Annotated in this window: 18 protein-coding genes, 2 tRNA genes and 2 rRNA genes; 7 read left to right on the top strand and 15 right to left on the bottom strand. The window is 41.4% G+C overall.

Annotated features, from left to right (window positions below; translation table 11 throughout):
* Nucleotides 1-2: 2 nt before the first annotated feature.
* From CYG50_RS14605 to gmhB, 5 genes are all read right to left on the bottom strand, one after another.
* Nucleotides 3-3133, bottom strand: a 23S ribosomal RNA gene (locus tag CYG50_RS14605).
* 222 nt (nt 3134-3355) lie between these two features.
* A tRNA-Ala gene (locus CYG50_RS14610) sits at nt 3356-3431 on the bottom strand.
* Nucleotides 3432-3569: 138 nt separating this feature from the next.
* Nucleotides 3570-3646: transfer RNA gene (locus tag CYG50_RS14615), tRNA-Ile, on the bottom strand.
* Between the two features lie 65 nt (nt 3647-3711).
* Nucleotides 3712-5251: ribosomal RNA gene (locus CYG50_RS14620) — 16S ribosomal RNA — on the bottom strand.
* The 16S and 23S rRNA genes sit together here with 2 tRNA genes alongside, the layout of an rRNA operon.
* Before the next feature lie 443 nt (nt 5252-5694).
* Entirely contained in the window at nt 5695-6261 is a 567-nt protein-coding gene (gmhB, locus tag CYG50_RS14625; protein WP_102139911.1) for a D-glycero-beta-D-manno-heptose 1,7-bisphosphate 7-phosphatase, read from the bottom strand.
* A 168-nt stretch (nt 6262-6429) separates the two neighbouring features.
* Between gmhB and metN the strand changes: the two genes are divergently transcribed.
* From metN to proS, 6 genes are all read left to right on the top strand, one after another.
* On the top strand, nt 6430-7461 hold the full coding sequence (metN, locus tag CYG50_RS14630) for a methionine ABC transporter ATP-binding protein MetN (protein WP_102139912.1): 1032 nt from the start codon (nt 6430-6432) through the stop codon (nt 7459-7461).
* On the top strand, nt 7454-8107 hold the full coding sequence (gene metI / locus CYG50_RS14635; RefSeq protein ID WP_102139913.1) for a methionine ABC transporter permease MetI: 654 nt from the start codon (nt 7454-7456) through the stop codon (nt 8105-8107). Before metN ends, metI begins: the two co-directional genes overlap by 8 nt.
* A gap of 59 nt (nt 8108-8166) precedes the next feature.
* Nucleotides 8167-8988 carry a MetQ/NlpA family lipoprotein gene (locus tag CYG50_RS14640; RefSeq protein WP_004257378.1) on the top strand — a complete coding sequence of 274 codons (822 nt, stop codon included), beginning with the start codon at nt 8167-8169 and terminating at the stop codon, nt 8986-8988.
* Nucleotides 8989-9114: 126 nt separating this feature from the next.
* Nucleotides 9115-9516, top strand: coding sequence for an envelope stress sensor lipoprotein RcsF (rcsF, locus tag CYG50_RS14645; RefSeq protein WP_102139914.1), 402 nt, complete (start codon nt 9115-9117; stop codon nt 9514-9516).
* 7 nt (nt 9517-9523) lie between these two features.
* Complete coding sequence (tsaA, locus tag CYG50_RS14650; RefSeq protein WP_102139964.1) at nt 9524-10243, top strand: tRNA (N6-threonylcarbamoyladenosine(37)-N6)-methyltransferase TrmO; 720 nt, start codon at nt 9524-9526, stop codon at nt 10241-10243.
* 99 nt (nt 10244-10342) lie between these two features.
* Nucleotides 10343-12061, top strand: a complete 1719-nt coding sequence (proS, locus tag CYG50_RS14655) for a proline--tRNA ligase (protein WP_102139915.1) — start codon at nt 10343-10345, stop codon at nt 12059-12061.
* A gap of 65 nt (nt 12062-12126) precedes the next feature.
* Here the strand turns inward: proS and chbG are convergent, their stop codons facing one another.
* From chbG to CYG50_RS14690, 7 genes are all read right to left on the bottom strand, one after another.
* On the bottom strand, nt 12127-12882 hold the full coding sequence (gene chbG, locus CYG50_RS14660; protein WP_102139916.1) for a chitin disaccharide deacetylase: 756 nt from the start codon (nt 12880-12882) through the stop codon (nt 12127-12129).
* Between the two features lie 34 nt (nt 12883-12916).
* Nucleotides 12917-14275: a 6-phospho-beta-glucosidase gene (locus tag CYG50_RS14665; protein ID WP_102139917.1), complete on the bottom strand. Its 1359-nt coding sequence runs from the start codon at nt 14273-14275 to the stop codon at nt 12917-12919.
* A 109-nt stretch (nt 14276-14384) separates the two neighbouring features.
* The gene (gene chbR, locus CYG50_RS14670) at nt 14385-15251 is read right to left on the bottom strand and encodes a transcriptional regulator ChbR (RefSeq protein WP_102139918.1); all 867 of its coding nucleotides are present in this window, start codon (nt 15249-15251) and stop codon (nt 14385-14387) included.
* 10 nt (nt 15252-15261) lie between these two features.
* A complete protein-coding gene (gene chbA / locus CYG50_RS14675) occupies nt 15262-15609 on the bottom strand; it encodes a PTS N,N'-diacetylchitobiose transporter subunit IIA (protein WP_102139919.1) in 348 nt (115 codons plus the stop codon).
* A gap of 43 nt (nt 15610-15652) precedes the next feature.
* On the bottom strand, nt 15653-17011 hold the full coding sequence (gene chbC / locus CYG50_RS14680; protein ID WP_036957985.1) for a PTS N,N'-diacetylchitobiose transporter subunit IIC: 1359 nt from the start codon (nt 17009-17011) through the stop codon (nt 15653-15655).
* 113 nt (nt 17012-17124) lie between these two features.
* Nucleotides 17125-17445 carry a PTS sugar transporter subunit IIB gene (locus CYG50_RS14685; RefSeq protein WP_102139920.1) on the bottom strand — a complete coding sequence of 107 codons (321 nt, stop codon included), beginning with the start codon at nt 17443-17445 and terminating at the stop codon, nt 17125-17127.
* Nucleotides 17446-17851: 406 nt separating this feature from the next.
* The gene (locus CYG50_RS14690; RefSeq protein WP_102139921.1) at nt 17852-18508 is read right to left on the bottom strand and encodes a copper resistance protein NlpE N-terminal domain-containing protein; all 657 of its coding nucleotides are present in this window, start codon (nt 18506-18508) and stop codon (nt 17852-17854) included.
* A gap of 271 nt (nt 18509-18779) precedes the next feature.
* Here CYG50_RS14690 and rof point away from each other — a divergent pair, with 271 nt between their 5' ends.
* Complete coding sequence (gene rof / locus CYG50_RS14695; protein WP_102139922.1) at nt 18780-19043, top strand: Rho-binding antiterminator; 264 nt, start codon at nt 18780-18782, stop codon at nt 19041-19043.
* Nucleotides 19044-19106: 63 nt separating this feature from the next.
* On the opposite strand, the gene tilS is transcribed toward rof, so the two are convergent.
* The 3 genes from tilS to accA form a co-directional block, all read right to left on the bottom strand.
* Entirely contained in the window at nt 19107-20459 is a 1353-nt protein-coding gene (tilS, locus tag CYG50_RS14700) for a tRNA lysidine(34) synthetase TilS (RefSeq protein ID WP_102139923.1), read from the bottom strand.
* 13 nt (nt 20460-20472) lie between these two features.
* The gene (locus CYG50_RS14705; protein ID WP_102139924.1) at nt 20473-21360 is read right to left on the bottom strand and encodes a DMT family transporter; all 888 of its coding nucleotides are present in this window, start codon (nt 21358-21360) and stop codon (nt 20473-20475) included.
* A gap of 120 nt (nt 21361-21480) precedes the next feature.
* Entirely contained in the window at nt 21481-22440 is a 960-nt protein-coding gene (gene accA, locus CYG50_RS14710; RefSeq protein ID WP_102139925.1) for an acetyl-CoA carboxylase carboxyl transferase subunit alpha, read from the bottom strand.
* Between the last annotated feature and the right edge of the window lie 5 nt (nt 22441-22445).

Genomic DNA, 22445 nt, shown 5'->3' on the forward strand with positions numbered 1-22445 from the left:
GTCAGGTTAAGCCTCACGGTTCATTAGTATTGGTTAGCTCAACATATCGCTATGCTTACACACCCAACCTATCAACGTCTTAGTCTTAAACGTTCCTTTAGGACCCTTAAAGGGTCAGGGAAGACTCATCTCAAGGCAAGTTTCCCGCTTAGATGCTTTCAGCGGTTATCTCTTCCGCACTTAGCTACCGGGCAATGCCATTGGCATGACAACCCGAACACCAGTGGTGCGTCCACTCCGGTCCTCTCGTACTAGGAGCAGCCCCTTTCAATCTTCCAACGCCCACGGCAGATAGGGACCGAACTGTCTCACGACGTTCTAAACCCAGCTCGCGTACCACTTTAAACGGCGAACAGCCGTACCCTTGGGACCTACTTCAGCCCCAGGATGTGATGAGCCGACATCGAGGTGCCAAACACCGCCGTCGATATGAACTCTTGGGCGGTATCAGCCTGTTATCCCCGGAGTACCTTTTATCCGTTGAGCGATGGCCCTTCCATTCAGAACCACCGGATCACTAAGACCTACTTTCGTACCTGCTCGAGCCGTCACTCTCGCAGTCAAGCTGGCTTATGCCTTTGCACTAACCGCATGATGTCCGACCATGCTTAGCCAACCTTCGTGCTCCTCCGTTACTCTTTGGGAGGAGACCGCCCCAGTCAAACTACCCACCAGACACTGTCCGCACCCCAGATAATGGGGCAACGTTAGAACATCAAACATTAAAGGGTGGTATTTCAAGGTTGGCTCCACGCAGACTGGCGTCCACGCTTCGAAGCCTCCCACCTATCCTACACATCAAGGCTCAATGTTCAGTGTCAAGCTATAGTAAAGGTTCACGGGGTCTTTCCGTCTTGCCGCGGGTACACTGCATCTTCACAGCGAGTTCAATTTCACTGAGTCTCGGGTGGAGACAGCCTGGCCATCATTACGCCATTCGTGCAGGTCGGAACTTACCCGACAAGGAATTTCGCTACCTTAGGACCGTTATAGTTACGGCCGCCGTTTACTGGGGCTTCGATCAAGAGCTTCTCCTTACGGATAACCCCATCAATTAACCTTCCAGCACCGGGCAGGCGTCACACCGTATACGTCCACTTTCGTGTTTGCACAGTGCTGTGTTTTTAATAAACAGTTGCAGCCAGCTGGTATCTGCGACTGGCTTCAGCTCCATCCGCGAGGGACTTCACCTAGCGCCAGCGTGCCTTCTCCCGAAGTTACGGCACCATTTTGCCTAGTTCCTTCACCCGAGTTCTCTCAAGCGCCTGAGTATTCTCTACCTGACCACCTGTGTCGGTTTGGGGTACGATTAATGATAATCTAGAGCTTAGAGGCTTTTCCTGGAAGCGGGGCATGAGCTACTTCATCACCGTAGTGACTCGTCATCGAACCTCAGCATGTAGTGAACCGGATTTGCCTAATTCACCTGCCTACATTCTTAAACCGGGACAACCGTCGCCCGGATAGCCTAGCCTTCTCCGTCCCCCCATCGCAATTATCACCAGTACGGGAATATTAACCCGTTTCCCATCGACTACGCATTTCTGCCTCGCCTTAGGGGTCGACTCACCCTGCCCCGATTAACGTTGGACAGGAACCCTTGGTCTTCCGGCGTGCGGGTTTTTCACCCGCATTATCGTTACTTATGTCAGCATTCGCACTTCTGATACCTCCAGCATACCTCACAGTACACCTTCACAGGCTTACAGAACGCTCCCCTACCCAACGAACGTATCCTTAAACTGACTGCCTGACGTTTCCGCCTCGACTTTGTTGGACGCATTGACGTCGCTTCGCTCCGTCAATCGTTTTGATACATCTGAGTATCACTTAATCAGTTTAAGTGATACGTTCGCTGCCGCAGCTTCGGTGCATAGTTTAGCCCCGTTACATCTTCCGCGCAGGCCGACTCGACCAGTGAGCTATTACGCTTTCTTTAAATGATGGCTGCTTCTAAGCCAACATCCTGGCTGTCTGAGCCTTCCCACTTCGTTTCCCACTTAACTATGACTTTGGGACCTTAGCTGGCGGTCTGGGTTGTTTCCCTCTTCACGACGAACGTTAGCACCCGCCGTGTGTCTCCCGTGATAACATTCTTCGGTATTCGTAGTTTGCATCGAGTTGGTAAGTCGGGATGACCCCCTAGTCGAAACAGTGCTCTACCCCCGAAGATGAGTTCACGAGGCGCTACCTAAATAGCTTTCGGGGAGAACCAGCTATCTCCCGGTTTGATTGGCCTTTCACCCCCAGCCACAAGTCATCCGCTAATTTTTCAACATTAGTCGGTTCGGTCCTCCAGTTAGTGTTACCCAACCTTCAACCTGCCCATGGCTAGATCACCGGGTTTCGGGTCTATACCCTGCAACTTATTCGCCCAGTTAAGACTCGGTTTCCCTACGGCTCCCCTATACGGTTAACCTTGCTACAGAATATAAGTCGCTGACCCATTATACAAAAGGTACGCAGTCACCCCACCCCAAAGCACATTCACTGCTTGTTTTGTGTGTTGGACGTCGCAAAAAGCGCTCCGTCAACGCGTGTTGAATGCCACTTCAAAGTTGTCCTCAACACCAGAAAATGCTTTGGTGGTGGGGCTCCCACTGCTTGTACGTACACGGTTTCAGGTTCTATTTCACTCCCCTCGCCGGGGTTCTTTTCGCCTTTCCCTCACGGTACTGGTTCACTATCGGTCAATCAGGAGTATTTAGCCTTGGAGGATGGTCCCCCCATATTCAGACAGGATAACACGTGTCCCGCCCTACTCGTCGAGTTCACAACACTAACACCTTCGGATACGGGGCTATCACCCTTTACTGCCGGACTTTCCAGACCGTTCTCCTGATGCTAATGCTGATTAAGACTCTGGGCTGCTCCCCGTTCGCTCGCCGCTACTAGGGGAATCTCGGTTGATTTCTTTTCCTCGGGGTACTGAGATGTTTCAGTTCCCCCGGTTCGCTTCGTTTGACTATGTATTCATCAAACGATAGTGCAACGAATTGCACTGGGTTTCCCCATTCGGAAATCGTCGGTTGTAACGGTTCATATCACCTTACCGACGCTTATCGCAGATTAGCACGTCCTTCATCGCCTCTGATTGCCTAGGCATCCACCGTGTACGCTTAGTCGCTTAACCTCACAACCCGAAGGTGTCTTTTTTGTCACTCGACACAAAACCCGACGGCTTCTGTCTGTTGACGACATCTTCAAGTTGAGATTTTTGAGAGACTCTCACATTGTTTAAGCGATAAACAATGTGCGTTGTTTTCAATTTTCAGCTTGTTCCAGATTGTTAAAGAGCATAATTATTCGCAATAGACTAGTTGACTAATCTATTCTGAATAATCAGAAAAATTTATGGTGGAGCTAAGCGGGATCGAACCGCTGACCTCCTGCGTGCAAGGCAGGCGCTCTCCCAGCTGAGCTATAGCCCCATAAAGGTATTTTTCGGTATCGATGAATCTCTTTATAAGATTTTCTTATTCGAGGTCTTTTTTCTTAGGCAAGGCGTGGATTAGCGAAGTTTACTTTTGGGTAAACGAGCTGAGCCATAACGCAACATAAGAGAAAAGTGGTAGGCCTGAGTGGACTTGAACCACCGACCTCACCCTTATCAGGGGTGCGCTCTAACCACCTGAGCTACAAGCCTATCGATACCGCTACTCTATTTCATCAGACAATCTGTGTGAGCACTTCACAAAAACACTTCAATGGTAAGGAGGTGATCCAACCGCAGGTTCCCCTACGGTTACCTTGTTACGACTTCACCCCAGTCATGAATCACAAAGTGGTAAGCGCCCTCCCGAAGGTTAAGCTACCTACTTCTTTTGCAACCCACTCCCATGGTGTGACGGGCGGTGTGTACAAGGCCCGGGAACGTATTCACCGTAGCATTCTGATCTACGATTACTAGCGATTCCGACTTCATGGAGTCGAGTTGCAGACTCCAATCCGGACTACGACGTACTTTATGAGTTCCGCTTGCTCTCGCGAGGTCGCTTCTCTTTGTATACGCCATTGTAGCACGTGTGTAGCCCTACTCGTAAGGGCCATGATGACTTGACGTCATCCCCACCTTCCTCCGGTTTATCACCGGCAGTCTCCTTTGAGTTCCCGACCGAATCGCTGGCAACAAAGGATAAGGGTTGCGCTCGTTGCGGGACTTAACCCAACATTTCACAACACGAGCTGACGACAGCCATGCAGCACCTGTCTCAGAGTTCCCGAAGGCACCAAAGCATCTCTGCTAAGTTCTCTGGATGTCAAGAGTAGGTAAGGTTCTTCGCGTTGCATCGAATTAAACCACATGCTCCACCGCTTGTGCGGGCCCCCGTCAATTCATTTGAGTTTTAACCTTGCGGCCGTACTCCCCAGGCGGTCGATTTAACGCGTTAGCTCCGAAAGCCACTCCTCTAGGGAACAACCTTCAAATCGACATCGTTTACAGCGTGGACTACCAGGGTATCTAATCCTGTTTGCTCCCCACGCTTTCGCACCTGAGCGTCAGTCTTTGTCCAGGGGGCCGCCTTCGCCACCGGTATTCCTCCACATCTCTACGCATTTCACCGCTACACATGGAATTCTACCCCCCTCTACAAGACTCTAGCTGACCAGTCTTAGATGCCATTCCCAGGTTAAGCCCGGGGATTTCACATCTAACTTAATCAACCGCCTGCGTGCGCTTTACGCCCAGTAATTCCGATTAACGCTTGCACCCTCCGTATTACCGCGGCTGCTGGCACGGAGTTAGCCGGTGCTTCTTCTGTCGGTAACGTCAATCGTTGATGATATTAGCATCAACGCCTTCCTCCCGACTGAAAGTACTTTACAACCCTAGGGCCTTCTTCATACACGCGGCATGGCTGCATCAGGCTTGCGCCCATTGTGCAATATTCCCCACTGCTGCCTCCCGTAGGAGTCTGGGCCGTGTCTCAGTCCCAGTGTGGCTGATCATCCTCTCAGACCAGCTAGAGATCGTCGCCTTGGTGAGCCATTACCTCACCAACTAGCTAATCCCATATGGGTTCATCCGATAGCGCAAGGACCGAAGTTCCCCTGCTTTGCTCCTAAGAGATTATGCGGTATTAGCTACCGTTTCCAGTAGTTATCCCCCTCTATCGGGCAGATCCCCATACATTACTCACCCGTCCGCCGCTCGTCAGCGAGAAGCAAGCTTCCCCTGTTACCGCTCGACTTGCATGTGTTAGGCCTGCCGCCAGCGTTCAATCTGAGCCATGATCAAACTCTTCAATTAAAAGTAGCTTGATGCTCAAAGAATGTTACTGTCGTTTGATTTCCGAAGAAACCAAATTACCTATTAGTTCATATATATGAATTAACGTGTTAGTCACTCTTCAAGACTTAAAATCAAATATTTTTTTGATAGTGTCCTGTGAGTGCCCACACAGATTGTCTGATAAATTGTTAAAGAGCGTTGCAACTCATCTTTCGATGTCGACACCTGATTTCGTGAACCGGGTCGTTGTTGCGAGGAGGCGTATATTACGTTTTCCTCCGTGAGAGTCAAGCAATTTTTTGCTTTTTCTTTTCAGAATCTCTCGCTGCCGTTTCAGTGTTCATCGCGCTTTGCGTTGTCTTGTTCCCGGTCAGTGGATGCGCATTATAGGGAGTCAGAAAAATCTGGCAACCCCTTTTTTGCATTATTTTGTTCAACTGCTTGCTTATCACTCAAAACGACTATTTTTTGATTCTTTTTAAGGCTTCTGGCAGTTCTGCAATGCTACTAATAACAATATCAGCGTTATTTATTCCTTCATCTGTTACAGCTTCGCCACTTTTTACTAATACCGTTGTGCCAACTTTAGCTGCTTTTCCTGCTTGTATATCAGCGAGCTTATCACCCACCATAATAGAAGAAGCCATATCTATATTTAAAAATGATTGCGCATCTAATAGCATTCCAGGTTTTGGCTTACGGCAATTGCAGTCTTGGCGATATTCTTCAACATCAGCATCAGGATGATGCGGGCAAAAGTAAATACCGTCTAAGTCCACACCTCTGTCAGCTAATGACCAATCCATCCATTCAGTTAGTTGCATAAATTGGTCTTCTGTATAGATACCACGCCCAATACCAGACTGGTTAGTTACCACAACTAATGCATAACCCATTTTCTTTAATTCAATCATTGCCTCAATTGAACCTTCGATAAATTCGAAATCATCAATTTTGTGTACATAGCCATGATCGATATTAATTGTTCCATCTCTATCTAAAAAGACTGCTGGGATCCCGTTACTCACCTGTTCACTCCTAAAATTTAATCTCTTTTTAGTATCTCATGAAAAGAAATAAAAGGAGAATAGAATAAATAGAACAATCTTTATTGACTTAGACGTCTAGACGCCTTAACATCCAACATTATTAGATACACTATCTAAAAACAATTCAGATAAAGTTAGAAACTATAAATGATAAAGCTCTCAAATATTAATAAAGTTTTCCAGCAAGGAAGCCGTAACATTCAAGCGCTTACTGATATTAGCTTGCATGTGCCTGCTGGTCAGATCTATGGCGTTATTGGCGCTTCAGGTGCGGGTAAAAGTACGCTTATTCGTTGCGTGAACATGCTTGAGCGTCCAACTTCAGGCCAAGTTATTGTCGATGGACAAGATTTAACATCAATGACTGAAAAAACGTTGACGAGAGCACGTCGCGGCATTGGCATGATTTTCCAACATTTTAACCTGTTATCTTCACGTACTGTTTTTGATAACGTTGCTCTTCCTTTGGAGCTAGATAATACGCCTAAAGAAAAAATTAAAGAGCGAGTGAATGAATTACTCGATTTGGTTGGGTTAACTGAAAAGAAAGATGCATACCCAGCAAACCTTTCTGGCGGACAAAAACAACGTGTTGCTATCGCTCGCGCATTAGCTAATTCGCCTAAAGTATTGCTCTGTGACGAGGCGACAAGTGCATTAGACCCCGCAACAACACGTTCAATTTTAGAATTATTGAAAGATATTAATCGCCGATTAGGCCTAACTATCTTATTGATTACTCACGAAATGGATGTTGTAAAACGTATTTGTGATCAAGTCGCTGTAATAAGTGGTGGGCAATTAATCGAGCAAGACAAAGTGAGTGAAGTATTCTCTCACCCGAAAACACCTGTCGCTCAAGCGTTTATTCAATCAACATTAGTGATTGATATTCCAGATGATTATAAAGAACGATTAAAAACAGAGCCTGGTAAGGACTCATCACCATTACTCAAACTTGAATTTACAGGGCAGTCTGTTGATGCTCCTTTAATTTCAATGGCTGTACGCAAGTTTGATATTGATATTAATATTTTAAGTTCACAAATTGACTACGCTGGTGGCGTAAAATTTGGGGTGATGTTAGCCGAGCTACATGGCATTAATGGTGGCGTTGAATCCACAATTGCATTTCTGAAAGAGCATCACGTGAAAGTAGAGGTTTTGGGTTATGTCTGAGAGAATGATTTATCTGCTGATTAACGGCACAATTGACACTATCACAATGACCTTTGTTTCCGGCTTTTTGGGCTTTGTTTTAGGTTTACCATTAGGTGTATTGCTCTATATTACACGCAAAGACCAAGTAATGGAGAATGTAGGGCTATATCGAGCTCTTGCAGTTGTCATAAATATTTTCCGTTCAGTGCCATTTATTATTTTACTGGTTTGGATTATTCCATTAACTTCGTTTCTTGTTGGGACGACTATTGGTTTAAAAGCGGCAATCGTGCCTTTAACAATTGGCGCTGCACCGTTTATCGCTCGCATGGTTGAAAATGCGTTATTAGAAATTCCAAGTGGCTTAATTGAATCAGCCCGTGCGATGGGAGCGACTCCGCTTCAGATTATTCGTAAGATTTTAATCCCAGAAGCATTACCAAGTTTAATTAATGCAGCCACTATCACATTAATTATGTTAGTCGGATATTCCGCCATGGGTGGTGCTGTTGGTGCAGGTGGTTTAGGACAAATCGCACTGCAATATGGTTATCAAACTTATAATCCTGTTGTGATGAATACCGTTATTGTTCTCCTCGTCATTTTAGTAAATCTAATTCAGTTTGGTGGCGAGTATTTAATGAAAAAAGTTTCACATCGATAGTTAGTAAAATAGCTGCGCCGTTGAGGTGCTTATAAAGTCCGTATTAAAGGGGTAAAACAATGTCTATTAAATTAAAATCTATCGCAGTTGTCGGCGCGCTATTAGGCACACTCGTTCTCACTGGTTGTGGTGAGAAAGAGAAAGATGCTAACAGCATTAAAGTTGGTGTGATCATGGGCAAAGAATTAGAAGTTGCTGAGGTCGCGCAAAAAGTTGCTAAAGAAAAGTATGGTTTAAATGTTGAGCTTGTTTCATTTAATGACTTCGTTTTACCTAATGAAGCATTGAGCAAAGGCGATATCGATGCAAATGCATTCCAACATAAACCTTATCTTGATCAGCAAATTAAAGATCGTAACTATAAATTAGTCCCTGTTGGAAATACCTTTATTTATCCAATTGCGGCTTACTCTAAAAAAATCAAGTCTGTAGATGAACTCGCTGATGGTTCACAAATTGCGTTACCAAATGACCCAACTAACTTGGGCCGCTCATTACTGTTACTACAGCAACAAGGTCTAATTAAATTAAAAGATGGTACAGGTTTAATGCCAACGGTTTTAGATGTTGTTGAAAATCCAAAGGATCTAAAATTTGTTGAGTTAGAAGCCCCTCAATTGCCTCGTGCTTTAGATGACCAAAAAATTGCATTAGCGATTATTAATACGACTTGGGCAAGTAGTGCGACACCTAAATTAACCCCAGCAAAAGATGGTTTATTTGTTGAAGATAAAGATTCACCATACGTAAATATTATTGTTGCTCGTGAAGATAATAAAGATAGCGAGAACGTAAAGAAATTTATTCAAGCATATCAATCGGATGAAGTGGCAAATAAAGCTAATGAAGTCTTCGATGGTGGTGCAGTTAAAGGTTGGTAATCTTTTTTATTATTTAAAAAGCGATTAAAATACTAGACGGCTTAACGCCGTCTAGTATTTTTTGTAATTTATAGACTATAAAAATATCACGGCATTATTTTGAACCACATAAGAAAGGTATAATTTATGAGACTGTTATTGCTCACTTTGGTGACATTTGTGTTAGCCGGGTGTGGAATTAACCAATACACGAGTCCAGGGCAAAATAAAGGTTTCACTAGTATGAAATTATCTAAACCTGTACCAAGTGTGACAGAGCCTGACACAGCAAACGTTAAATTAATGAATAGTCCAGAAGAGTTATTAGGGATGCCTTTCAAAGATTTGGGTGTTGTCTCTGGGGAATCTTGTCGAGAAAGCGTTCAAAGCCCTCCGGCAAATTTAAATACCGCAAAAAACAGCATGTTATCACAAGCTGCCTATATTGCTGCTGATGCCGTACTTTTACATCAGTGCCAAACCATGACCTCCCCGGGGTGTTATCAGGCAACAATTTGTGAAGGCAGTGCATTACAAATTGTTGAATAAAGATCTTATGCAATCTTTTCAGTTTAATGTTATTGGGCACATTGAATCTCCGTATAAAGAAAAGTTTGCAATCCCTCGCCAACCTGGACTTGTTCAGGGAGGTGCGGGGCGCTTACATTTGCATTCGCCATTTAACGACCCTAATTCGGTACGAGGACTCAATCAATTTAGCCATGTGTGGGTTTTATTCGTTTTTCATCAAACGATGGAAAATGGTTGGAAACCACTGGTGCGTCCTCCAAGACTCGGTGGCAATGAAAAAATGGGGGTTTTCGCAACCCGTTCAACATTTAGGCCAAACCCAATAGGTATGTCACTTGTTGAATTACATGGAATAACAGTAAAAAACAACCAGGTGATCCTTGAGCTTGGTAGCCTTGATTTAGTTGATGGCACTCCTGTTATCGATATAAAACCTTATTTACCTTTTGCTGAAGCAGTATCAAACGCAACCGCAGGGTATGCGCAGGACACTCCTTCAGATGATATGCAGGTTATATTTACCCCACAAACAGAAACTGAATTAGTTGCTTATCAAAATCACTATCCGGGCATTAAACAATTTATTTCACAAGTCTTAATGCAAGACCCTCGCCCCGCATACAAAAAACAATCGACTGAAACTCGTGAGTATGCAGTCCATTTATTAGATTTTAATATTCGTTGGCGAGTAATTGATGGTGTGACTGAAGTATTCGCTATCGAACCATGCGAAAAATCACGTTAACCCCTTTTGGCAAGCCTCCGTCACTGGTAGACTAGCTCACTATATACCTTGGCAAATAAATCGTTTGCCATAACTTATTGTTCTAATGGAACCTATACAATGCGTACTAGCAAATATCTGCTCTCAACTCTAAAAGAGACCCCTGCGGATGCAGAAGTTATCAGCCATCAGCTGATGCTGCGTGCAGGAATGATCCGTAAACTTGCTTCAGGTCTGTATGACTGGTTACCCACCGGTGTGCGTGTTCTACGTAAAGTAGAAACCATCGTTCGTGAAGAAATGGAAAATGCAGGCGCTATAGAGGTATCTTTACCCGTTGTTCAACCTGCAGATTTATGGCAAGAAAGTGGTCGTTGGGAACAGTATGGTCCTGAATTGCTACGTTTTGTTGATCGTGGTGAGCGCCCGTTTGTTCTCGGTCCGACTCATGAAGAAGTGATCACAGATTTAGTGCGTAACGAAATCACGTCTTACAAACAATTGCCATTGAATTTATTTCAAATTCAAACCAAATTCCGTGATGAAGTTCGCCCACGTTTTGGTGTGATGCGCTCACGTGAATTTATTATGAAAGATGCATATTCTTTCCACATTAGCCAAGAATCATTGCAAGAAACCTATGATGCAATGTACGAAGCCTACACCAAAATTTTCACACGTATTGGTTTTGACTTTCGTGCTGTTCAAGCTGATACCGGTTCTATCGGTGGCAGCGCATCCCACGAATTCCAAGTATTAGCGAAAAATGGTGAAGATGACGTCATTTTCTCTACTGAATCTGATTACGCAGCTAATATTGAATTTGCAGAAGCATTAGCACCAACAACACCACGTGGCGCTCCAACAGAAGAAATGCGTCTGGTGGATACACCAAATGCAAAAACAATCGCGGAGCTTGTTGAACAATTCAATTTACCTGTTGAAAAAACCGTTAAGACATTGATTGTTCATGCGAAAAAGGATTCAGGCCATACACTAGTCGCTTTGTTAATTCGAGGCGACCATGAATTAAATGAAATCAAAGCAGAAAAACATCCTTTAGTCGCTAGCCCATTAGAATTTGCCACTGAAGCTGAAATCAGAAATGCGGTGAATGCAGGCCCTGGATCTTTAGGTCCTGTAAATATGCCACTACCGATTGTTATTGACCGTAGCGTTGCAGTGATGAGCGATTTTGGTGCAGGTGCAAATATTGATGGTAAACACTATTTTGGCATCAACTGGGAACGTGATTTAGCATTACCACAAGCTTTTGATTTACGTAACGTTGTTGAAGGTGACCCAAGCCCAGATGGTAAAGGTGTACTGCAAATTAAACGCGGTATCGAAGTTGGTCATATATTCCAATTAGGCACTAAATATTCAGAAGCAATGAAAGCTTCAGTCCAGAATGAGGATGGGCATAACCAAATCGTCACTATGGGTTGTTATGGTATTGGTGTAACGCGCATTGTTGCCGCTGCTATTGAACAAAGCCATGATGATCGCGGAATTATTTGGCCGGATGCAATTGCTCCGTTCCAAGTGGCTATTTTACCGATGAATATGCACAAATCTTATCGTGTTAAAGAAGTTGCAGAAAAACTTTATGCTGACCTAAAAGCAAACGGTATTGATGTAATTTTCGATGACCGTAAAGAGCGCCCAGGCGTGATGTTTGCCGATATGGAGCTGATTGGTGTTCCATACACTATCGTTATTGGTGACCGTAACTTAGACAACAACCAAATTGAATATAAATCACGCCGTAGTGATGATAAAGAACTGGTTGGCCTAGAAAATATCATTAGCTTCCTAAAAGGTAAGCTCGGTAAATAAAATAGGTTAAAAGCTAGAAAATAAAGCCCAAATGTCAGTTATTTCATTGAATTTGGGCTTTTTCTTTAAATATCGCGATACGAACCAATCTTAAAACCATGCGCCAAAATCTGTGATTTTAAACTCTCAGATGTTAATACTTCCAATTCATTTAAACGTGGATAAGCATAGTTACTTTTTAGTAGTGCATTATCAATAAAAGCAGGATGACTCATAACTTCAATAGAGTTATTCCCTTGCGCTTTAGCTTCATTAATAATATTCAAAAACAACGCTTCTGAAATTTCATCACCATAAAACTCACTACTGAAACAATCAGTGCTTGCCACTTGATATGATAATGGCGGCCAATTTTTCTCTAATTGGCGGTCAACTCGTAACGCAACACCCTTGTTTTGGGCGAAAGCTACAACAATTGGAAAAATACCCTCAATCATATGAACATGATGATGGCTATCAATATGGCTCGGTTTTCGACCAAAAATTTCGATAAATTTTTGATATTGCTGATTTAGTTCTTGTTCAATTTCAACCAATGGTAAGTCATTAATATCAATATCCCAAAGCCATTTACCCAACATTCCATCACGGCTGAGTGTCGGCATTGATGAGAAAGGCTTCCCAGCCGTTAAAACAAAATGCATACCCACAGCTAGATTCGGATTTTCTTGGCTTAATTTAGCTGCATGGGATATTGCGGGCATATTCATCATCGCGCTTGTTGAATGAACAACCCCATTACGATGAGATTCGATAATGCCGTAATTAACCGCTTCACAGAGTCCAAAATCATCGGCATTCACAATAAGTAATATAGCCATATGCTCTCCCTTAACACTATAAGCTATTAGCTTATTAACCTTCTTGCTCAAGCTGTTGTATTGCTTTAGCAAAGTTCGGTAGATATTTTTTATGAGCGATAAGTAATTCCTTAGAAATTAAACGCGCATCGTTATCAGAGTGAATTAATGGGTTCAAATTCATCGCCAATAATACATCATTAAACTGGCCATTTACTGCGGCTTGGCTAGTGGTAATTTCAAAATTTTTTAAGGTATAAATTAAGCCAAGGACTTTATCATCAAAGTGTTTTACACGTGGGTGCGGTTTTGCACCATCACGGCCTAATATACATGTCATTTCGACTGTCCAGTCTTCAGGGATATTATCGATATGTCCATGATGTGGAATATTAACGTAGTGCTCAGTTTGTTTGTCATTGTATATCGCATTGATGACTTCACAAGCCGCATCTGAATAATAAGCTCCACCTCTTAATTCAAGCTCTTTAGGTTTTACATCTAATGTTGGGTTTTTGTATAGTTCAAAGAGTTGATGTTCAACTTTTTGGACAATTTGTGCCCTAGCGCCACCTTTATAATATTCGCCAAGCTCAATTGCTAGCATCTCCTTAGGTTTAAAGTAATACAATAAGTAGGAGCATGGGATCAGATTTAATCCACGAATTAGGCCTTCGTCAAAAGCAAGATCAGTAATGTTTTTAACTGAATTTGCACTTAACGTTCCAGAGGCAATACCCTCTAATAATTCATTAAATCGCGATGAACCATTTACAATAACATCTTTGATAAAAACCATATGGTTTAAACCAAATAAATCGATAGATAACTCATCGCTATTAGATAATTTTAAAACATCGGTAATAAACATTTTCATACCGATTGGGATATTACAAACACCAATAAAACGTTTGAAGTTGGTATGGCGATATACCGCTTCAGTTACCATCCCTGCTGGGTTGGTAAAATTAATCACCCATGCGTTAGGGCAGATCTCTTCGACATCTTTAATAATGTCAAAAATCACAGGTATAGTTCGTAGCCCTTTAAATAAACCACCAGCTCCATTCGTTTCTTGTCCTAAATAACCATGTTTTAAGGGGATTGATTCATCTAATTCACGTGCTTTTAATTGCCCAACTCTTAATTGAGTTGTGACAAAATCAGCGTCTTTTAATGCTTCTCGCCTATCAAGCGTTTTAAATATTTTGAGTGGTATATTGGCATGTTTAACCATTCGCTCGCATAAATTATAGATAATATCTAATTTTTCTTTACCTTCTTCAACATCCACTAACCACAATTCAGTAATAGGTAATTCATGGTAGCGTTTAATAAAACCTTCTAGCAATTCAGGAGTGTAGCTACTCCCCCCTCCAATAGTGACAACTTTTAATTTCTGTTTCTGAGTCATATTAACCTCATTGTACCTTTATAATAGACATAGAAAAGCACACCATCTTTATAAAAAAGATGGATATGCTAGAGATTTTTAGAAATGGAAAGCTTATTTAGGTAATAATTTAACCTACCATTTTTTGTTCAACACTAAATAGATTTTTTCGGTAATCACTCGGTGTTAATGAAGTTAGCTCTTTAAATTTTTTCACAAATAAACTTGGACTGCTATAACCTGATTCAAAAGCAATATCTGTAATTGAATAGTTAGTTATTTCAAGTTGCTTTTTAGCAAAATTAATTCTGATATCATTAATAATCTGCATTGGCGTTTTGCCATAATAACGTTTTGTTGCTCGGGTTAAGTATTCTTGTGATTTCCCCGTTATAGAGATCATATTTTGTAGAGCACTTTCACTAAACATAGCGATATCATGCATTTCTTCCAATGTACTTTTTAGCCACTGAGGTGCATCATCTCGCATACTTTTTTCACGATAATGACGCAATCGATTTACCACATTAAATGTAACTAATTCAATAAATTCATTAAATTCACTGTCGCGAAAATTTAACGATGCGATCACAGACTCTATATAAGCCATAAATTCATTTTTCAATTGATAGCCTTGTGATGCAACAAAACAACTTGGTAATAGTGGTAAATAATGTTTATCAAAAAATGATTTGCTAATACCTACATTCAATATTCGTGTTGGCCCAAAATCATAAGAGCTTTCGTGATAAGAGCCTATCGGAAGAAAAATAAAATCACCTCGCTCTAATAAAACTTTTTTTCCATTAATTATTTGATAACAACGACCCGTTAATACGATCATATACTCATAATAATCATGTTGATGCAGTCCACTTGCACTCTCAACTTTATTATAAATAAAGACATGAAAGGTTTTATTATTAAAAAGCTCACTTTCTTGAACTAGTTTAACTTCAGCATTAGTGTCGGTTCTATTCATCAGTGCCTGCATCATGGCTCCCTCTCTAATGGTTTAATTTTTCATGTAACTCAATTAACTCTGTAATTAATTCACGGGCTAACATGGCATTCATTAAATGATCTTGTGCATGAACCAGAACTAAACTAACTTTGATCCGCCCCTCCCCCATATCACTTTCAATCAATTGAGTTTGCACTTTATGCGCCTCATTCAGCGAAGAGTGCGATTGCTCCATTAAACTTTTTGCTGTCGCAAAATCACCTTCTTTCGCCTTTTTTAATGCGGTATAAGCTAAGCTTCTTGCTTGTCCTGCATTAATAATCAGTCCCATGACAACTTCTTCAAGTTCATCTGTAGTGGTATCGTCTTGGATATCATTAAGTTCAAACATATTTTTATCTCTTTTTAATGGGAGGAGCACGCTCCTCCCTATTTTAAAACTTCAGTGCGTTAGCAATATCTTCTTCACTTTCTTCTTCATCGATTGTGTTTTGTGCTTTATTCGAAATCACAACGAATGGAAGATAAACGAGTACCGCCACACCAAGGTTAAATAATGCAAGTAATAAGGCAGCGATACTACCATTAGTATTGAAGAATGCAGCTAGCCCTGTTGGCATTGTCCATGGTGCGATATTCGTCACTGGTGGGATAATCCCTAAATAATAAGCTGCAACCATTATTCCTGCTAATAGAGGCTGAATAAGAATAAATGGAATAAACATTACTGGGTTCATAATGATCGGCAGACCAAAGATAATCGGCTCATTAATTTGGAAAATACCTGCTGGTAATGCTAATTTCGCAACCTGGCGATGATCGGCACGACGAGATGCAATAAAGATAGCAATAATTAATCCTAATGTAGCCCCGGTTCCACCTAAGAATACATAGGAATCAAGCATCGGTTTTGCCCACATATGGAAAGATTTACCCGCAGCAATCGCAGCGTCAACTGAACCATACTCTGCATATAAAGACACGTTTTCTAATGCCCACGGAGTCATTATTCCACTGTCTAATGCGGTTAATGCGAGAGAGCCGTGAATACCAAAGAACCATAATAGAGAGGTAAATACAACATATGCCCAGCCAACAACATTCCCCATAGAGGCAAGTGGTGTGGATACTGTGTCCATAATGATTTGATGGAAATTACTACTAATACCACTTAGTGCCCACGACACAATTCCCATAATCGATAAGATAATAAAACCAGGAATAAGTGCAGAAAATGAGCGAGATACGGATGGCGGTACACTATCTGGTAATCTAATCACCCAATTACGGCGAACAATAAAAGTGAACATTTCAGCAACGACTAGCCCTAGAATGATCCCTGAAATGATATTTGCCCCACCGAGCCAATTAGCACCAACGGCATAAGCACCATTGACGTCATATGGTGTGACTGTCATAAAAGAAGCAACAGCCAACAAACCAGCAGCAAGTGGATCAACCTTGCGCTCTTCCGCAAGTGCCATTGCAATAAAGAAAGGGGCCATTAAGGACATAATTCCCAATGTCCCGTTATAAACGTTTCCACCAATGGCTTTAAAACCATTTAGTGTTTCTATCGTTGAAGGCTCTAGTCTAACCCCCAAAGAATAGAAAAATGACCCTGTATCAAAACTCAGAAAAACATTATTAATTAACACAAACATTGCCCCAACTAAGGTCAGAGGCATAATTCGAATAAAACCATTCTTTATTGCATTAACATGAGGTTGCTTTCCCAATCTAACCGCGAATGGAAGGAGTACCTTTTCAAGCGAAGTGATAAAAAGACTCATAAAAATACCCTCAATTTTTTGAGTGTGCTCCATTCTTAACTCATTACGTTATATTAATAGCGTTAATGTTGATGGAGTTATTATGTTGTAGAGGTAGTAAATAGCTGTGGGTATTAGCTTGCTGTCTGTTTTCTTATAATTGCAACAGCGGCTTTTAGTACACCAAGCCCATCCACTTTTCCGTATAAAAGTGAATCAATAACTTCAACTGGCTTATTAGGCAATAATTTCTGAATATCAGATAACATCCATGCAATTTGCGGGCCCAGCAATATGACATCCGCATCTACACCTTTTTCTGAAGCTAAGCTTTCAGGGAAGGCTTCTATATTGACAGGTACATCGTATTTTTCTGCTTGCTGTCTCATTTTGTTAACTAGCAGTGAGGTAGACATTCCTGCAGAACAAAATAGATAAATATTTTTCTTATTCATTCCTTATCCTTTGATTCGTTCTATTTTTCATTACCGCTGTGACTTATAAATTTCCTTATAGACTTATCATGTAATCAAACCTTGCACACTAAAGGAAATAATTATCTCTAGTTGAATGGAGTATACTGCCTTCCCTGCATTTCCGATAATTCAAACTAGCTAACAATTGTCTCCTATTGACCAATAGCCATGACGACCTTCACATTTATATAAATATTTTGCGTCAATAAAAAAGTTATACTGATATCAAATAATGATAAAAATGAATGAGAATTAGGTAATACGAGGTTTTAGTTGATAATTTAGGAAACCTGAAACAAAAAAGACCCACTTCAACAGAAGTGGGTCTCAGGCTGAGGCCAAACATATGATGTTTGGCCGCAAGTTTAATAGGTTTTTAAATAAATTAGTTACAAGAAGCCGTTTTGTCGAATTTAATTGCACCTGTTGGTACTAAAGCAGCATCAAACTGGCCATCTTCCATTGAAGGGCGGATTGTATAATAACCTTCAATTTCAGCGTAGACAGGTGTACCACCATCTACCCCCGTTTCACCATATGCTTTTTCTAATTCAATACCAGAAACAGCGTATTGGCGACCACTATCGCACTCTTTGAAAACAGCTGCATCTGCCATATAGCGGTACTGCCCCACTTTTTTACTTGGCTTAACTTGGTCTAGTGTATAATTCATCTGTGTTTCAATCGGATTACCTTCTAAATCCAGTAAGGTCACTGATTGGCCATCTGCCGATTGGGCAAAATAAGTACTTTCACCTTTAGGATTAGTTGCACGTAATTTGTTATTTTCTATATCCCATTTACCAGTATCATGGAAAGCAGTATCGCCATCTCGGGTTCCTAAATAAACGAGTTGCTCAACATAACTACCATCTTGGTTAACTAACAATGTTGCCTCAATACCAGAGCAATCAGCGCAAGGTAAAACCCCTGTATACACTTTATCGACTGGTGCTGTATCGGTATTTTTTGTCGCACTCTGGCAACCAGCTAACGTAATGCTTCCAGTCACCATTAAGACTAACATTAGTGATTTTTTCATTATAATTCCCTTAAAACCGTGGATTTTGACTTATTAACCAATGTAAACATCATAGCATTTCATCTAATAAAAATATGGCATACCTAAGAAAATTCGGACATTACTGATAAAATACGTCATGCATTGATTTGGTGAATAAGAATTGTCTTTTTCCCTTCGCTGTGATTATAGTTATTAAAGTTACTGTGCTATTATCGTATTAAGCACATTTCTGCTTGGTACAACATGTTCAAGGCGGCAATAACCGCCACTAACACAGTGGTGAGGGAATATGTCTACAGATACTGAATATCAACCTATCAATTGTGATGATTACGAATATCTAGAAATCGCATGCCAACGTCAGCTAAAGTTGCAAATAGCACTTAATGACGGCATGAATATTGAGGGGCAGGCCAGTGATTTACTCCTACGAAAAAAAGTTGAGTACCTGATTGTTGAAACACATGAAGGAACCAAGGAGTTAAGATTGGATTGCATAATTTCCTTCAGTCATCCAGAAATCGGCACGATTGTTGTCGACCACTCTCACTAATACTCACGATTTTGAGTCCTTCTATAGCCCCTTATGGTAATCACAGTCATAAGGGGCTTCTCATTAGTTCAACATCTTAAATTCACCCTCTTTTTGCCAATCGATGGCAATACCCAGAGACGCTTCATCAACTAGCCCTTCAGGGGTAATAAAGCACCCTACTGCGGTAATGAGCTGGTCGTTATAATAAATTAATGGCACTCTTTCTCTCATCCATGGAGCTACGCCTAATTCTTGCCAGATCTTCTTACTGCTTCTGGAACGATGACGCCCTACAATGTTTAGCGTGCCTTGCAGCCCAAAACGAATTGTCACAATTTCATCTGGTTTGGGCGGACGTATTTGCCCCTCACCTTCCATAATCTGTAAAATTCCTAAAGATCCAGGCAATTCAAAGACATCAGGGAAATTCCATTCAAACTGTTGATTTACTAAGCTATTAATACGCTTAACAACCCACAATGCGCCTTGATAACGACGAATTTCAAATTGCCCTAACTGGCAAATAGGGTCAGCGTCTTGCCGAGCTAACGCCACTTCTTGCCAAATTCGTTCCAATTGGTTAAATGGCGGCATTGGTAACTGGTGCAACCCAACCCAGCGACGGATGAGTGCATTGCGCTTTGATGATGAGCAGGTTTTCAGGTCATCAATAAATAGCCCACCTCGATAGTCCATCATGTTTTCAAGGGTATCTTTTAATAATTCATCGAGTAAGCTTTCTTGCTCCGCACATAGCGCTGCACTACGGGCCACTGCACTGGAAAAGTGAGGCCAGCGCTCAACCAAAATGGGCATGATATTCAATCGCAAAAAATTTCTATCATAACGGTCATCTTGGTTACTATCGTCTTCAACCCACGATAATTTCTGCTCTTGCATATAAGCTTCTAGCGCTATGCGAGGCGTTGTAAGTAATGGACGTAACAACCATGTTGAGCCACTACACGCTGTAAAAGCTAATAATTCAGGCATTGAAGATAACCCAGCAGGCCCACTGCCACGCTTTAACGCTAACATGAAAGTTTCTGCTTGGTCATCAAGGTGTTGAGCTGTGACTAACACCTCACCACCTTGTAATTCTTCTCGGTAAGCCTGATAACGAGCATCTCGTGCCGCAGCTTCAATTCCTTTTTGGCTCGAGTCAACCACTACATGTCTGCAAATGAAAGGAATGTCCCACTGTAAACATAATTGAGTACAGTGCTGCTCCCATTCATTTGCTTTACTATTCAACCCATGGTGAACATGAATAGCGCGAATTTCTAGTGAAGGGAGTTGCTGTTGACGAATAAGATAAAGCGCATGTAATAAAACAGTTGAATCAATACCGCCACTAAATCCCACTAGAATTTTTTGAATACCATTTATTTTATTGAGAACCCGTTCAACAATGACTTGCGAATGCTGTATCATTTATTCGCCCTTCTCATAATTTTTGACCATGTTTTTTTGTACCAACACACAAAATACCAGAAATAATTACTAGTAATACCCCTGCAACATAAGCGGCTTCAAAAGCATCATTTAATATCAAGACCAACCAAAACACTGATAATACGGGAGATAAAAACACCACTGATGCAATTTTAGCCGAATGCCCTGTATTCATCGCCTTGAACCACAAAATATAAGACACCCCATTGATTAAAATGCCATTAACCAATGTTGGCCAAAAAGTCGTTTTTGATGGTAATCGCATCTCACTAAATAATATCAGTAAAACAAAAGAAACCAGCGTTGAAAAAATAAATAACCACACAGTACTAATATAGGGGTCTATCGAATATTGGCGAGAAAAAACTGACATTAGTGCAAAGCAAAATGCACCACTAAAAACCAGTAATAATGCTGTTGGATTTTCAACATAAAGTTGTGTAATTTGCCCTTTGGTAAAAGTAATAATTACTGCAATAAAACCAATGATGATACCAACTACTTGTCTTCCCGCTAATTTGTCTTTTAGCAATACCACTGATAACAAGATAATAACTAATGGCCAACTATATTGAATGACCAATACGGCGATACCATTTTCAATGGAATAGCCGTAGTACAGTAACAAATAGAATAAACAATCAAGAAAACCAAGAACAAAGACTTTAACTAGTACATCTCTTGGTAAGATAAACAATTTTGCCAGTCTATACCCTGAAGCAAGTGCAACAATAATCACAGATATCGCTGAAATTAAGTTCGACCAGAAAAGGAATTGGAAGCTATCCATGCCTTCTTGCCCAAAACGAGAGACAATAGGAATAAAGCTCCATATCAATACGCAAGTAAAAGCATATAGCAAATAATTATATTGTCGCACCCTAGCCCCTATCTATTGTTATTTTCAGCAGATGGATAATTAAAATAAATAGCTTGAATAAAAAACGGGAGCTAGCAAAAAGCAAACTCCCGTTTTTTATTAACGATTAGCGGTTAATGATCAACAATAACCATAGTCCATCAGGCGCTGATAGCGACGGTTTTTCAACGCTTCGGCATCTAATACTTCTAATTCATTTAAATCCTCAGTCAGGCGTGCTTTTAGCTGTTCTGCGATTTCATCATAATTACGATGTGCACCGCCTAATGGCTCAGGAATAACATTATCAATTAATTTCAGTTCTTTAAGACGTGGAGCAGTAATCCCCATCGCCTCTGCTGCTAATGGTGCTTTATCTGCACTTTTCCATAAAATAGAAGCACAGCCTTCTGGTGAAATAACAGAATAAGTACTGTATTGCAGCATATTGACTTTATCACCCACACCGATGGCAAGTGCACCACCAGAGCCACCTTCACCAATAACGGTACAGATGACAGGGACTGATAAACGTGACATTTCACGTAAATTACGTGCGATAGCTTCTGACTGGCCGCGCTCTTCAGCACCAACGCCCGGATAAGCACCTGGAGTGTCAATAAAGGTAATAATAGGCAAGTTAAAACGCTCAGCCAGTTCCATCAGACGCAATGCCTTACGGTAACCTTCTGGGGCTGGCATACCAAAATTACGACGGATTTTTTCTTTTGTCTCACGCCCTTTCTGATGCCCAATAATCATGACTGGGCGACCATCTAAACGCGCCATTCCACCGACAATGGCTTTATCATCTGCATAAGCACGATCACCCGCTAATTCTTGGAAATCAGTAAATATGCGAGAAATATAATCCAACGTATATGGACGACGTGGGTGACGAGCGAGTTTAGCGATTTGCCAAGCTCCTAGATCAGAGAAAATTTTACGTGTCAGTTCAACACTTTTTTCACGTAAACGAGCAACCTCTTCATCTAGGTTGACTTCTAAGTTGTTATCTTGACGGCTAACCGCTGTTAGAGAATCAATTTTCGCCTCTAATTCTGCGATTGGCTGTTCAAAATCAAGAAAATCCAGACTCATAATAT

This window comes from Providencia huaxiensis, assembly GCF_002843235.3.
In the GTDB taxonomy this organism is placed as follows: Bacteria; Pseudomonadota; Gammaproteobacteria; order Enterobacterales; family Enterobacteriaceae; genus Providencia; species Providencia huaxiensis.

Coding starts and splice junctions, on each gene's coding strand:
- metN (WP_102139912.1), top strand. CDS start 6,430: ATGATAAAGCTCTCAAATATTAATAAAGTTTTCCAGCAAGGAAGCCGT.
- metI (WP_102139913.1), top strand. CDS start 7,454: ATGTCTGAGAGAATGATTTATCTGCTGATTAACGGCACAATTGACACT.
- CYG50_RS14640 (WP_004257378.1), top strand. CDS start 8,167: ATGTCTATTAAATTAAAATCTATCGCAGTTGTCGGCGCGCTATTAGGC.
- rcsF (WP_102139914.1), top strand. CDS start 9,115: ATGAGACTGTTATTGCTCACTTTGGTGACATTTGTGTTAGCCGGGTGT.
- tsaA (WP_102139964.1), top strand. CDS start 9,524: ATGCAATCTTTTCAGTTTAATGTTATTGGGCACATTGAATCTCCGTAT.
- proS (WP_102139915.1), top strand. CDS start 10,343: ATGCGTACTAGCAAATATCTGCTCTCAACTCTAAAAGAGACCCCTGCG.
- chbG (WP_102139916.1), bottom strand. CDS start 12,882: ATGGCTATATTACTTATTGTGAATGCCGATGATTTTGGACTCTGTGAA.
- CYG50_RS14665 (WP_102139917.1), bottom strand. CDS start 14,275: ATGACTCAGAAACAGAAATTAAAAGTTGTCACTATTGGAGGGGGGAGT.
- chbR (WP_102139918.1), bottom strand. CDS start 15,251: ATGATGCAGGCACTGATGAATAGAACCGACACTAATGCTGAAGTTAAA.
- chbA (WP_102139919.1), bottom strand. CDS start 15,609: ATGTTTGAACTTAATGATATCCAAGACGATACCACTACAGATGAACTT.
- chbC (WP_036957985.1), bottom strand. CDS start 17,011: ATGAGTCTTTTTATCACTTCGCTTGAAAAGGTACTCCTTCCATTCGCG.
- CYG50_RS14685 (WP_102139920.1), bottom strand. CDS start 17,445: ATGAATAAGAAAAATATTTATCTATTTTGTTCTGCAGGAATGTCTACC.
- CYG50_RS14690 (WP_102139921.1), bottom strand. CDS start 18,508: ATGAAAAAATCACTAATGTTAGTCTTAATGGTGACTGGAAGCATTACG.
- rof (WP_102139922.1), top strand. CDS start 18,780: ATGTCTACAGATACTGAATATCAACCTATCAATTGTGATGATTACGAA.
- tilS (WP_102139923.1), bottom strand. CDS start 20,459: ATGATACAGCATTCGCAAGTCATTGTTGAACGGGTTCTCAATAAAATA.
- accA (WP_102139925.1), bottom strand. CDS start 22,440: ATGAGTCTGGATTTTCTTGATTTTGAACAGCCAATCGCAGAATTAGAG.